9 protein-coding genes are annotated in these 13305 nt (G+C 65.6%); 3 read left to right on the forward strand and 6 right to left on the reverse strand.

What is annotated here, in order from left to right; all coding sequences use genetic code 11:
* Positions 1 to 11: 11 nt before the first annotated feature.
* The 3 genes from QCE62_RS08935 to QCE62_RS08945 are packed head-to-tail and all read left to right on the forward strand — an operon-like array spanning position 12 to position 4431.
* On the forward strand, positions 12 to 1541 hold the full coding sequence (locus QCE62_RS08935) for an efflux transporter outer membrane subunit (RefSeq protein WP_309916748.1): 1530 nt from the start codon (positions 12 to 14) through the stop codon (positions 1539 to 1541).
* A 54-nt stretch (positions 1542 to 1595) separates the two neighbouring features.
* On the forward strand, positions 1596 to 2858 hold the full coding sequence (locus QCE62_RS08940) for an EmrA/EmrK family multidrug efflux transporter periplasmic adaptor subunit (RefSeq protein WP_309916751.1): 1263 nt from the start codon (positions 1596 to 1598) through the stop codon (positions 2856 to 2858).
* A 13-nt stretch (positions 2859 to 2871) separates the two neighbouring features.
* Positions 2872 to 4431: a DHA2 family efflux MFS transporter permease subunit gene (locus QCE62_RS08945; RefSeq protein ID WP_309916754.1), complete on the forward strand. Its 1560-nt coding sequence runs from the start codon at positions 2872 to 2874 to the stop codon at positions 4429 to 4431.
* Positions 4432 to 4496: 65 nt separating this feature from the next.
* Here QCE62_RS08945 and truB read toward each other — a convergent pair whose 3' ends face one another.
* The 6 genes from truB to rluB form a co-directional block, all read right to left on the reverse strand.
* Complete coding sequence (truB, locus tag QCE62_RS08950) at positions 4497 to 5435, reverse strand: tRNA pseudouridine(55) synthase TruB (RefSeq protein ID WP_309916757.1); 939 nt, start codon at positions 5433 to 5435, stop codon at positions 4497 to 4499.
* 3 nt (positions 5436 to 5438) lie between these two features.
* Positions 5439 to 5825, reverse strand: a complete 387-nt coding sequence (gene rbfA, locus QCE62_RS08955) for a 30S ribosome-binding factor RbfA (RefSeq protein WP_309808585.1) — start codon at positions 5823 to 5825, stop codon at positions 5439 to 5441.
* A 95-nt stretch (positions 5826 to 5920) separates the two neighbouring features.
* On the reverse strand, positions 5921 to 8920 hold the full coding sequence (gene infB, locus QCE62_RS08960; protein ID WP_309916759.1) for a translation initiation factor IF-2: 3000 nt from the start codon (positions 8918 to 8920) through the stop codon (positions 5921 to 5923).
* 93 nt (positions 8921 to 9013) lie between these two features.
* Entirely contained in the window at positions 9014 to 10489 is a 1476-nt protein-coding gene (nusA, locus tag QCE62_RS08965; protein WP_309808590.1) for a transcription termination factor NusA, read from the reverse strand.
* Positions 10486 to 10944, reverse strand: a complete 459-nt coding sequence (rimP, locus tag QCE62_RS08970; protein WP_309916762.1) for a ribosome maturation factor RimP — start codon at positions 10942 to 10944, stop codon at positions 10486 to 10488. The genes nusA and rimP overlap by 4 nt, the downstream gene beginning before the upstream one ends.
* A 359-nt stretch (positions 10945 to 11303) precedes the next feature.
* On the reverse strand, positions 11304 to 13211 hold the full coding sequence (rluB, locus tag QCE62_RS08975; RefSeq protein WP_309916765.1) for a 23S rRNA pseudouridine(2605) synthase RluB: 1908 nt from the start codon (positions 13209 to 13211) through the stop codon (positions 11304 to 11306).
* Positions 13212 to 13305 lie beyond the last annotated feature (94 nt).

Below are 13305 nucleotides of genomic sequence, written 5' to 3' on the forward strand. Positions count from 1 at the left end.
AGAGACGGGAAATGAAACACCTCTCCTTGTCCGCGCTTCGCTCCGGAGCCCGGCCGCTCAGCCGCGCCAGAAGCGCCGCCGTGGCTGCGGCGGCCGCCTTCATGGTGGCGGGTTGCGCGAACTACGCCGGCATTTCCAGCGACAAGACCATCGCCACGCCCGACCATTTCGCGGCCACCGAAAGCGTGCCCGGCCAGGGCGGCCAGTGGCCGACGCTCGACTGGGCCCGACAGTTCGGCGATCCGCAACTGCCGCAGCTGATCGACGAAGCGCTCGCCGACAGCCCGACCATCGCGCAGGCGCAGTCGCGTATTGCCAAAGCGTCTTCGTACATCGAAACCTCGCGCTCGGCGCTGTATCCGAAGGTCAACGGCTCCTATTCGTGGACCCGCGAACTCTATTCGGGCAATGCACTCTTCCCGCCGCCCTACGGCGGCACCTGGTTCAGCGAAAACAACGTGCTGGCGAGCGCGTCGTGGGACCTCGACCTGTGGGGCAAGAACCGCGCACGGCTGAATCAGGCGGTCTCGCAGCAGAAGGCCGCCGAAGCCGACATGCAGCAGGCGCGCGTGACGCTCGCGGCATCGGTGGCGCGGACCTATAACCAGCTCGCGCTGCTCTACGCGCTGCGCGATGTCGCCGCGCGCGAGATCGCCAACCGCCAGGATGTCGGTCGCATTACCGACGGACGCGTTGCGGCCGGCATCGATACGAACGTCGAACGGCGCACCGCGGAAGGCAATGTCGCGACCAGCCAGACGAATCTCTCGGAACTGGACGGCCAGATCGAGACGGTGCGCTATCAGATCGCCGCGCTGCTCGGCAAGGGTCCGGACCGCGGCCTGCAGATCGCGAAACCCGCGCTCGATCAGAAAGTGGACGTGACCCTGCCCGACAACGTGCCCGCCGATCTCGTCGCGCGCCGCCCGGATATCGTCGCCGCGCGCTGGCAGGTGGAAGCCGCGACGCACAACATCAAGGAAGCGAAAGCCGAGTTCTTCCCGGACATCAATCTTGCGGCCGGCTTCGGCTTCGATGCGTTCGGCTGGGGCCGCTTCCTGCAATCGAGCAGCCGCCAGATCCAGGCGGGGCCGGCGGTGCATCTGCCGATCTTCGACGCCGGCGCCCTGCGCGCCCAATTGAAGGGCCGGTACGCCGACTTCGAGGGCGATGTCGCGAACTACAACCAGACGCTGATCAACGCGATGAACGATGTCGCCACCAACATCTCGGCCATCCGCTCGCTCAACAAGCAGACCGCCGATGCCCAGCGCGCGCTCGCAGCCGCGGAGAGCGCCTATCAGCTCGCCGTGATCCGCTACAAGGCGGGACTCTCGCCGCAGTTGCAGGTGCTGAACGCCGATTCGAACCGGCTCGCCAACGAGCAGACGTTGACCAACCTGCGCCTGAAGCGCACCGACTTGCAGATCGCGCTGATCAAGGCGCTCGGCGGCGGCTTCGACGCCACCAGCAGCAATCTCGCGATCGACGGCAGCGGGCAGCAGCAGGCAGCGAATCAGGCCACGGCGCCGGCGCAATAAAGCGCACAAACAGAATACGCATCAGGACATAACAGGAATACTCGGAGTCATTTCATGAGCGACCCTCAACAAAACGCCGCGGCCGCGCCCGCGCAGAAAGCGGGCAACGGCAAACGCCGCCGGCTGATGACGCTGATCGTGCTCGTCATCATCCTCGCGGCCGTCGCGTACGGGCTGTACTACTTCCTCGTCGCGCGCTTCCACGAGAGCACCGACGACGCCTACGTGAACGGCAACGTCGTGCAGATCACGCCGCAGGTCGTGGGCACGGTCATCTCCGTGAACGCCGACGACACGCAGACCGTGAAGGTCGGCGATCCGCTGGTCACGCTCGATCCGGCGGATTCGAAGGTCGCGCTCGATCAGGCCGAAGCGAACCTCGCGCAGACCGTGCGCCAGGTCCGCACCTTCTTCGTCAACAACAACCAGTACGAAGCGCAGATCGCGCTGCGCCGCTCGGACCTCCAGCGCGCACAGGACGACCTGAAGCGCCGCATGATGGTCGCGCAGACCGGCGCCGTGTCGCAGGAAGAGATCTCCCATGCGCGCGACGCCGTGCGCGGCGCGCAGGCATCGCTCGATGCGGCCCAGCAGGAACTGGCGTCGAACCGCTCGCTGACCGCGAACACGACCATCGCCGATCATCCGAACGTGCTGGCGTCCGCCGCCAAGGTGCGCGACGCGTACATCAACTTCGCGCGCAACACGCTGCCGGCGCCGGTGACGGGCTATGTGGCGAAGCGTTCGGTGCAGGTCGGCCAGCGCGTCTCGCCGGGCAATCCGCTGATGGCCATCGTGCCGCTGAACGCCGTGTGGGTCGATGCGAACTTCAAGGAAGTGCAGTTGAAGCACATGCGCATCGGCCAGCCGGTCGAGCTCACGGCCGACCTGTACGGCTCGGGCGTCGTGTTCCATGGCAAGGTGGTCGGCTTCTCGGCCGGCACGGGTTCGGCGTTCTCGCTGCTGCCCGCGCAGAACGCGACGGGTAACTGGATCAAGGTCGTGCAGCGCCTGCCGGTGCGGATCGAACTCGATCCGAAGGAACTGGAGCAGCATCCGCTGCGCATCGGCCTGTCGATGGACGTTGACGTGACCATCAAGAACGACCAGGGCGGCCAGCTCGGCAATGCGCAGAACACGGTCTATCAGACCAACGTGTTCGACAAGTACGGCGCGGAAGCGGACCAGGAAATCGCGCGCATCATCCAGCAGAACGCGGGCACCGGCACGGGTTCGCAAGGGGCGGCAGCGTCGACCTCGTCGAGCAAGCCGCGCGGCAAGGCGACCCAGTCCGCCTCGGCCACCAAGCTGATGTAAGCGGACGCGCGTCATGTCTACGCAAAACGTCGTCCATCCGCCGCTGTCGGGCGCGAAGCTCGTCATCGGCACGATCGCCGTGTCGCTCGCGGTCTTCATGAACGTGCTCGACACGTCGATCGCGAACGTCTCGATTCCGTCGATCTCGGGCGACCTCGGCGTGTCGTCGGACCAGGGCACGTGGGTCATCACGTCGTTCGCCGTCGCCAACGCGATCTCGGTGCCGCTCACCGGCTGGCTCACGCAGCGCATCGGCCAGGTGCGGCTGTTCCTCGGCTCGATCATCCTGTTCGTGATCGCGTCCTGGCTGTGCGGCCTCGCGCCGACGCTGCCCTTCCTGCTCGCCGCACGCGTGCTGCAGGGCGCCGTGGCCGGACCGATGATCCCGCTGTCGCAGACGCTCCTGCTCGCGAGCTATCCACGCGAGAAAGCGCCGGTCGCGCTGTCGATGTGGTCGATGACCACGCTCATCGCGCCGGTCGCCGGGCCGATTCTCGGCGGCTGGATCTCCGACAACATCTCCTGGCCGTGGATCTTCTACGTGAACATCCCGGTGGGGATCATCGCGGCGGGCGCGACCTTCGCGATCTTCCGCGACCGCGACTCGGCGATCCGCAAGGCGCCGATCGATTCGGTCGGCCTGGCGCTGCTCGTGATCTGGGTGGGCTCGCTGCAGGTCATGCTCGACAAGGGCAAGGACCTCGACTGGTTCAACTCCACGACGATCGTCGTGCTCGCGCTGGTCGCGGTGATCGCGTTTGCGTTCTTCATCGTGTGGGAGCTGACGGCCGAGCATCCGGTGGTCGACCTGTCGCTGTTCGCGCTGCGCAACTTCTCGGGCGGGACAATCGCGCTGTCGGTGGGCTACGGGCTGTACTTCGGCAATCTGGTGCTCTTGCCGCTCTGGTTGCAGACGGTCATCGGCTACACCGCGACCGACGCGGGGCTCGTGATGGCGCCGGTCGGAGTGTTCGCGGTGCTGCTCTCGCCGATCACCGGCAAGTTCCTGCCGCGCACCGATCCGCGGCGCATCGCGACGGCCGCGTTCATCGTGTTCGCGCTGTGTTTCTGGATGCGTTCGCGCTACACCACGGGCGTCGATACCTGGTCGCTGACCTTGCCCACGCTGATCCAGGGCATCGCGATGGCGGGCTTCTTCATTCCGCTCGTGTCCATCACACTGTCGGGGCTGCCGGGGCATCGCATTCCGGCGGCGTCGGGTCTGTCGAACTTCGTGCGAATCATGTGCGGCGGCATCGGCACGTCGATTTTCTCGACGGCGTGGGAGCACCGGACCATCGTCCATCACGTGCAACTGACGGAACAGGCCAACGCCTACAATCCGAACTTCGCGAATTCCATGCAGCAGCTGCACGGCATGGGGCTCTCGCAGGAACAGACCTACGGCCTGTTCAACAGCATGGCGACCCAGCAGGCCGCGCAGCTCGGGGTGAACGACATGTTCTACATCTCGGCGGGGATCTTCATCGCGCTGATCGTGCTGATCTGGATCACGCGGCCCGAACGCTCGGGCGGCGGGGATTCGGCGGCGGCGGCATCGGCTGCGCATTGAGCGGGTTGCGGATGCTTTGGGTGCTGCAATGAAAAAAGCCTGGATGAAAATCCAGGCTTTTGTCTTTATTGGGCCGTGACGATCAACCGTTCCGGCGCCAGCACGCCCTCGCCCGCGCGCGCCACGCCCAATAGCCGGCCGTCTTCCTGCGTGTAGACCCGCACGCGTCCGTCCTCGAACGGCATGGAGACAAGGTCCGCAAGCCGCAAACGCTGGCCGTGCAGGAAGCGCTTCGCCGCGTCGCTGTCGAGGCGAATCTCGGGGAACGTGGACAGCAGCGCGTCCACCGGCTGCAGCCGTTCGTCGCGTTGCGCTTCGCTCAGGCTGGCGAGCGCATCGAGCGTGACCGCATGTTCGAGCGTCAGCGCGCCGACGCCCGTGCGCCGCAACGCCGTCAGATGCGCGCCGCACTCCAGCGTCTCGCCGATGTCCTCGGCAAGCGTGCGCACGTACGTTCCCTTGCTGCACGTCACGCGAAACGTCACGAGCGGCAACGCGCACGCCAGCATCTGCAACGCGTGGATCGTCACCGGACGTCCCTCGCGCTCCACGGTCTGACCCGCGCGCGCGTATTCATAGAGTGGCTTGCCGTCGCGCTTCAGTGCCGAGTACATCGGCGGAATCTGCACGATGTCGCCGAGAAACCGTTGCATCGCGTCGACCACGGCCGCTGCGTCGCAAGTCACGTCGCGCGTCTGCACCGCCTCGCCTTCGGCGTCGCCGGTGGTCGTGCGCACGCCCAGACGCATGGTCGCCTCGTAGGTCTTGTCGGCTTCCAGCAGATCCTGCGAAAACTTCGTCGCCTCGCCGAAACACAAGGGCAGCAAACCCGTTGCGAGCGGATCAAGCGTGCCCGTATGGCCGGCCTTCTTCGCGAGGTAGATGCGCTTCGCCTTGATCAGCGCGTCGTTGCTCGAGAGCCCGAGCGGCTTGTCCAGCAGCAGCACGCCATCCAGCGCGCGGCGCGGAAGCTTCGGCCGCGACTGTTTCTCCGAACCGCTCATGACTTACGCGCCTTCCTGACCGTCGTCGGCGTCTTTCGCGCGCGTCGCGTTCGCTTCGTCGATCAGGCGCGACATCTCCACCGCCTTCTCGATCGTCTTGTCGTAATGGAAATGCAGCGTCGGCACCGTGTGGATGTGCAGGCGCTTGAACAGCAGGTTATGCAGATGCCCGGCCGCGTGATTCAGCCCTTCCTGGGTCTGTTGCGGATCGCCGGTGAGCGTCGTGAAATAGACTTTCGCATGCGCGTAGTCGGGCGTGAGCTCGACGCTCTGGATCGTCACGAGCCCGATGCGCGGATCCTTCACTTCGCGCATCAGCTCCGACAGGTCGCGTTGAATCTGGTCCGCAATCTGCACATTGCGGTTCGCGGAGGTCTTTCGTTTAGCCATGATGTTGTTTCCGTATCTCTTTCGCGCCGCTGCAAATGAAAAAGGCGGAGCGAGCCTTCAGGCCCACCCCGCCCTCTATCCAGCGGCTCAGCGCATTACAGCGTACGTGCCACTTCGGTCACTTCGAAGACTTCGAACTGATCGCCTTCGACGATATCGCTGAAGTTCTTGATCGACATACCGCACTCGAAGCCCTGACGCACTTCCTTGACGTCGTCCTTGAAGCGCTTGAGCGAATCCAGCTCGCCGGTATGGATCACGACGTTGTTGCGGATCACGCGCACCGACGAGGAACGCTTGACCACGCCGTCCGTGACCATACAACCCGCGATCAGGCCGACCTTCGGCACGCGGATCACCTGGCGCACCTCGACCATGCCCGTCACCGTCTCGCGCTTCTCCGGCGCGAGCATGCCGGACATTGCCGCCTTCACCTCATCCACTGCGTCATAGATGATGTTGTAGTAGCGGATGTCGATGCCGTTCGCCTCGGCCACCTTGCGCGCCTGAGCATCTGCACGCGTGTTGAAGCCGATGATGACCGCCTTCGAAGCCGTGGCCAGGTTGACGTCCGACTCGCTGATCGCGCCGACGGCGCTGTGCACGATCTGCACGCGCACTTCGCTGGTCGAGAGCTTGAGCAGCGACTGCACCAGCGCTTCCTGCGAGCCCTGCACGTCCGCCTTGACGATGAGCGGCAGGTTCTGCACTTCGCCTTCGCCCATTTGCTCGAGCATGTTCTCGAGCTTGGCGGCCTGCTGCTTGGCCAGCTTGACGTCGCGGAACTTGCCTTGACGGAACAGCGCGATTTCGCGCGCCTTGCGCTCGTCCGGCAACACGATGACTTCCTCGCCCGCCGCCGGCACTTCCGACAGACCCTGGATTTCCACCGGGATCGACGGACCCGCCGACTTCGTGGGCTTGCCGGTTTCGTCCAGCATGGCGCGCACGCGGCCGTATGCACTGCCGGCCAGCACCACGTCGCCGCGGTTCAGCGTGCCCGACTGCACGAGGATGGTCGCGACCGCGCCCTTGCCCTTGTCCAGCTTCGCTTCGATGACGAGACCCTTGGCGGCGGCTTCCACCGGCGCGGTGAGTTCCATCACTTCGGCTTGCAGCGAGACGTTTTCCAGCAGATCGTCGATGCCCTTGCCGGTCTTCGCCGACACTTCGAGGAACGGCGAATCGCCACCGTACTCTTCCGGCACCACGCCTTCCGCGACGAGTTCCTGCTTCACGCGGTCCGGGTTGGCATCCGGCTTGTCGATCTTGTTGATTGCGACGACGATCGGCACGCCGCCCGCCTTCGCGTGAGCGATGGCTTCCTTCGTCTGCGGCATCACGCCGTCGTCGGCGGCAACCACCAGGATGACGATGTCGGTTGCCTTCGCACCGCGCGCACGCATGGCCGTGAAGGCCTCGTGACCCGGCGTGTCGAGGAAGGTGATGACGCCACGCGGCGTGTCGACGTGATAGGCGCCGATATGCTGCGTGATGCCGCCCGCTTCGCCCGCCGCCACTTTCGCGCGACGAATGTAGTCCAGCAGCGAGGTCTTGCCGTGATCGACGTGACCCATGACCGTGACGACCGGCGGACGCGGCACCTTCTCGGCCGTGTCTTCCGTGGCTTCGCCTTCGATCAGCAGCGCTTCCGGGTCGTCCAGCTTCGCCGCGACCGCGCGATGGCCCAGTTCCTCGACGACGATCATCGCCGTTTCCTGGTCCAGCACCTGATTGATCGTGACCATCTGGCCGAGCTTCATCATCACCTTGATGACTTCCGAAGCCTTCACCGACATCTTGTGCGCGAGATCCGCCACCGAGATGGTTTCCGGCACGTGCACTTCACGCACGATGGGTTCGGTCGGCGCCTGGAACGACGTGTTCTGGTCCTGATGCTTGCCGCGACCCTTCGGACCGCCGCGCCAGCCGCGATCGACACCGCCGCTGCTGTCGCCGCGTGTCTTGATGCCGCGGCGCTTCGATGCGTCGTCCTGCCAGCCGCCCTTGCCGCCGGCCTTCTTCTTGTCGCCGGCGCCTGCGGGCGCCGTGGATGCGGGCGCCGCCGTGGCGCCGGGCGCCGGGCGCTTCGCCACTGCCGGACGGGCCGCTTGCGCACCTTCCGGCTTGGCCGGCTTGTGCAGCGTGCCCTTGGCCTCGGCGGCCTTCGCCGCTTCGGCCGGCTTCGCGGCGGGCGCCGGTTCCGGCGCCTTCACCTGCGCCTTGCGCGGCGTGTTCATCATTTCGCGGATGGCGCGCGCTTCGGCTTCGGCCGCCGCACGACGCTTCGCGATGGCTTCCTGCTCGAGACGCGCCTTTTCCGACGCAGCGCGTGCGTCTTCTTCCGCCTTCTTGGCGGCTTCGCGTTGCGCGGCGCGTTCGCTGGCGGCCTTTTCTTCGGCAGCCTTTTCCGCGGCTTCGCGCTGCGCGTCTTCGTTCTGCTTGGCCTCGGCCGTTGCCTGGGCGCGCGCTTCTTCACGCGCTTCCTCGCGGGCTTCCTGACGCGCGGTCTGCGCTGCACGGGAGATTTCCGCCGCCTGGGCTGCGGCCGCCGCACGGCGCTCCGCTTCCTCTTCCTGCTTGCGACGTTCGGCTTCCGCCGCTTCCTCGCGGGCACGGCGCTCGGACTCTTCCTGCTCGAGCTTCGCCTGACGCTCCTTCAGCTCGCGCTCTTCGCGCTCGAGCTGCTCGGCGGCGTGGCGCGCTTCTTCCTCGCGCCGCTGCAGTTCGGCTTCGTCGACCTCGGGTTCCTCGACGTGATTCGACGCCGCTTCGCCCTGCTCCATGCCGGGCTCATCGCGCTTCACGAACACACGCTTCTTGCGCACCTCGACCTGAATGGTGCGAGCCTTACCCGTTGCGTCGGATTGCTTGATCTCCGACGTATGCCGGCGGGTCAGAGTGATCTTGCGTTTGTCGGCATCGGCGGAACCGTGCGACTTGCGCAAATGATCGAGCAGGCGCGCCTTGTCCGTCTCGGAGAGATCGTCGTTCGCGCTCGCTTTCTGTACGCCAGCCGCCTGCAGTTGTTCCAGCAGTACGCCTGCAGGCATTTTTAGTTCCGCGGCAAATTGGGCTACGTTGTTACTCGCCATTCATTCCTCTTGATGCAAGGACAGATCCTTGCGGTTAGATCGGGGTCACGCGGCCAGACAGGCCGCCAAATATCAGTGCGCCATGGTCATTTCTCACTGGAACCAGTGTTCACGTGCTTTCATGATCAACGCCTTAGCGGCATCCTCTTCCATACCGGTCATTTCAACCAGTTCGTCGACTGCCAGTTCCGCGAGGTCGTCGCGGGTCTGAACCTGATGCTCGGCGAGTTTCGCGAGCAGCTCGTTGTCCATGCCTTCGAGACTCTTCAGATCGAGCGCGACGCCTTCCACCTTCTCTTCATTGGCGATGGCCATGGTCAGCAGCGCATCGCGCGAGCGGTTGCGCAGCTCGTGCACGGTGTCTTCGTCGAAGGCTTCGATTTCGAGCATTTCGTTGAGCGGCACGTACGCGATTTCTTCAAGGCTCGTGAAGCCTTCGTCGATCAGGATGTCGGCGACTTCCTCGTCCACATCCAGACGCGCCATGAACAGGTCGCGCAACTTGCCACGCTCTTCGTTCTGCTTCAACGCCGATTCGTCCGGCGTCATGATGTTGATCTGCCAGCCGGTGAGTTCGCTTGCGAGTCTCACGTTCTGGCCTGCGCGGCCGATGGCGACGGCGAGCTCGTTCTCGTCCACGACGACGTCCATAGAGTGCTTTTCTTCATCGACGACGATGGACTGGACGGCTGCCGGCGCGAGAGCGCCGATCACGAACTGCGCGGGATCTTCCGACCATAGCACGATGTCGACGTTCTCGCCACCGAGCTCATTGCGCACGGCCTGCACGCGCGAACCGCGGATGCCGACGCAGGTACCGATGGGATCGATGCGCTTGTCATAGGCGATCACGCCGATTTTCGCACGCACGCCGGGATCGCGCGCAGCCGCCTTGATTTCCAGCAGGCCTTGTTCGATTTCCGGCACTTCGAGTTCGAACAGCTTCATCAGGAACTCGGGCGCGGTGCGCGAGAGTTCGATCTGCGGGCCGCGCGCGGTGCGGTCGACCTTCGCGATATAGGCGCGCACGCGGTCGCCCACGCGCAGGTTTTCCTTTGGGATGAGCTGGTCGCGGCGCAGCAGCGCCTCGACACGGCCCGATTCGACGATGAAGTTGCCCTTGTCCAGGCGCTTCACCGAGCCGGTCATGATCTTTTCGCCGCGCTCGAGGAAGTCGTTCAGGATCTGCTCGCGTTCGGCGTCGCGCACCTTCTGCAGGATGACCTGCTTGGCGGCCTGCGCACCGATGCGGCCGAATTCGATGGAGGGAATCGGCTCTTCGATGAAGTCGTCGACTTCCGCGTCGGCCTTCTGTTCCTTCGCTTCGAACAGCAGGATTTCCTGATCCGGCTCCTGCAGACCGGCTTCGTCCGGCACCACGCGCCAGCGGCGGAAGGTTTCGTGCTCGCCGCTTTCGCGGTCGATCGCGACGCGGATGTCCACGTCTTCTTCGAAGAGCTTTTTCGTAGCAGAAGCAAGCGCAGCTTCCAGCGCTGCGTACACGACGTCCTTGTTGACGTTCTTTTCGCGTGCCAGCGCATCCGCCAGCATCAATACTTCGCGACTCATTGTTTGCGGCTCCTAAAGTCAACCTTGGGGACGAGACGTGCGCGATCGAGGTCCGCGAGCGTGAAATCCAGCATCGCGGCGCCGTCCTTCCCTTCAAATTCCAATCCGATCGTTTCGCCTTCGGGGGCGTGCAAGATGCCACGGAACGACTTGCGCCCGTCCAGCGGTTTTTTCAACGTGATGGCGACTTCGCTTCCCGCGAAGCGCTCGAAATCGGCCAGCTTCTTGAGCGGCCGATCGAGGCCCGGCGACGAGACTTCGAGCCGGCCGTAGTCGATGTTCTCGACTTCGAACAAATATTGGAGCTGGCGCGTGACCTTCTCACAGTCTTCGATGGCGATACCGGCCGGCTGGTCGATATACACACACAGCAACCCGCCTCCCGACCGATCGAGATCGACAAGCTCGTAGCCGAGGCCCGAGACCGTGGTTTCTATCAATTCCGTCAGTTGCACAGTAACTCCAAGGTGTTCGCGCGCTCCACGCCGAAACACCCGCGGGCAGCGCCTACATGCGGGCGCGCACCCCTGCTCCCGAGATGCCGAACCGAAAAGCCAAAAAAAAATGGGCCAATGCCCATCTTTTTCAACCAGGTCGCACCCGGGCAGCAGAAAAACTACGTGCCCAGCGACTTCGTAATTTTAGCCGTTTTTCGCGACGAACGCAAACGTATAGCACGCTTTCAGGCCCGTTGAAGCCCTGTTGATGCCGCTTTCAACGCGTCTGATCCCGGTGCTGCAAGGCCGCTTGCCGTCGCTGCGCGCGAGAACGAAGGCGGGCTGGCGCTTGCTCGCTCCCGCCCTCGCTCCGCGTCTTAACGCCCGCGCGAGCGATTGCGCGCACCGCGATTCGCGCTACCTGGCTTGCCCTGCCCGCCGGCCGGCTGACCACCGCCACCCGAGCGATTGCCGCGCGGTGCGTTGTTGCCCGGACGCTTGCCGGCGCCGGCCACACCCTGCGTATTGCCTTGCGGACGCGCGCCGCGCTGCCCCGGCCGGCCGCCGCCATTGGTGCGATTGCCGTTCGGCTCCTGGCCGATGCGATTGCCGTTCGGCTCCCGGCCGCCACGACGGCCTGCGCCGCCGCCATTGCCCATGTTGCCCGCGTTGCCCGTATTGCCGCCGAGTCCGCCCATGCCGCCGAGGCCGAAGCTGCTGGCCATGCCGCCCGGCTGTCCGCGGCGGCCGCCACGACCCGGCGTGGTCTGCTGCGTCATCCGCGAATGCGAGCTCAGCACCGGTTCGCGCGTGATGAAGCCCATCGACGTCTGCATCGGGTCGGGCTGCACGCGCGGCGCGGACTGGCGTCCGCCCTTGTCCTCCGTCGGCAGCTTCAGTCCGACCGACGCCATCAGGGTGCGCACCTGATTGTCCTCGAGCTCTTCCCAGCGGCCGCGCTTGAGACCGCGCGGCAGTGCGATCGGGCCGTGACGCGTGCGGATCAGGCGGCTGACCATCAGGCCTGCGGCCTCGAACATGCGGCGCACTTCGCGATTGCGACCTTCCGCCAGCGCAACGTGGTACCAGTGATTCGTGCCCTCGCCGCCGCCGTCCTGGATGCGCAGGAAGTTGGCGGGGCCATCGTCGAGTTCGACGCCCTTGAGGAGCTTCTGCTTCATCCCTTCCGACAGCTGCCCGACCACCCGCACCGCGTATTCGCGTTCGACGCTATAGCGCGGATGCATGAAGCGGTTCGCCAGATCGCCGGAGGTCGTGAGCAGCAGCAGGCCCTCGGTATTGAAGTCGAGACGGCCGACAGCGAGCCACTTGGCCGTCTTCATCGACGGCAGCTTGTCGAAGACGGACGGACGGCCTTCCGGGTCCGCATGGCTGACGATCTCGCCGGTCGGCTTGTGGTACAGCAGGATGCGCGGCGGCTTGCTGGCGAGCTTGCGGCGGACCGGCTTGCCGTTGATGCGCACCTGATCGGTCGGCATGATGCGCTGGCCGATGTGCGCCGGCTCGCCGTTCACCGACACGCGCCCCGCGATGATCAGCTCTTCCATGTCGCGACGCGAACCCATGCCCGCGTCGGCGAGCACCTTGTGCAGCTTCGGCGCGTCGTCGTCCGGCTCCAGCACGCGCTTCTGCTGCTGGACCGCGCGGCCGCGACGCAGCATCGGTGCGCGGACGCCGCCGGTGTTGTCGGCGTCGAAGGCCGGCGAGGTCACGTAGGCGAAGACATCGTCGACCGCTGCGGCCGCGGCGCTTTCCACCGTCGCGGGGCCGCCGTCATTGCGCTTGCCGCGCTTCTGCTGCGGCTGGGCCTGCTTGCGGCGCGCGCCTTCGCGGGCGGGCTGGGCCGGCGCGGCGGCCTGGCCGGCGGTGTTCGCGGCCTCGACCGGCGCTTCGCCGCTGGCCTCGCCCGCTTCTGCACGCGGGTTCTTGCGACCGCGCGGCTTTGCGCCTTCCTTGCGCGGGCCCTTGGCGTTCGGATCCTTGCGCGGCGTACGCACCTGGGCTGCCACGACGCCGTCCGGCGGCGTCTCGGTCACGGCGGCCGGCGCGTCCGGCGACGCTTCGCCGCCCTTCGTCTTCGCGACAGCGCGACGCCGCGCGATCAGGCTGCGCGGCCCGCGGCGCAGACCGCGGCGCGGACGATCGTCGCCCTCGCCATTCTCGTCGCTGCGCGTGCGTTCGCCGGCATCGGCCGACTCGGGTGCATCCGCGTCATGCACGCGGCGTGCGGATTCAGGCGAATCGCTGTCGTGGGAGTGTGTCAAAACAACCTCAAATGTCGAATTGCGCGCCCATCGCGGGCGCGACAAAAAATCCGCTGATCGGTCCGGCTGGTCGTCTCGAAATGTTCTTTATGGA

The organism is Caballeronia sp. LZ033, from assembly GCF_031451265.1.
In the GTDB taxonomy this organism is placed as follows: Bacteria; Pseudomonadota; Gammaproteobacteria; order Burkholderiales; family Burkholderiaceae; genus Caballeronia.

Bases quoted from the DNA above. Each gene is read 5' to 3' on its own strand.
- QCE62_RS08935 (WP_309916748.1), top strand. From the start codon at position 12: ATGAAACACCTCTCCTTGTCCGCGCTTCGCTCCGGAGCCCGGCCGCTC.
- QCE62_RS08940 (WP_309916751.1), top strand. From the start codon at position 1,596: ATGAGCGACCCTCAACAAAACGCCGCGGCCGCGCCCGCGCAGAAAGCG.
- QCE62_RS08945 (WP_309916754.1), top strand. From the start codon at position 2,872: ATGTCTACGCAAAACGTCGTCCATCCGCCGCTGTCGGGCGCGAAGCTC.
- truB (WP_309916757.1), bottom strand. From the start codon at position 5,435: ATGAGCGGTTCGGAGAAACAGTCGCGGCCGAAGCTTCCGCGCCGCGCG.
- rbfA (WP_309808585.1), bottom strand. From the start codon at position 5,825: ATGGCTAAACGAAAGACCTCCGCGAACCGCAATGTGCAGATTGCGGAC.
- infB (WP_309916759.1), bottom strand. From the start codon at position 8,920: ATGGCGAGTAACAACGTAGCCCAATTTGCCGCGGAACTAAAAATGCCT.
- nusA (WP_309808590.1), bottom strand. From the start codon at position 10,489: ATGAGTCGCGAAGTATTGATGCTGGCGGATGCGCTGGCACGCGAAAAG.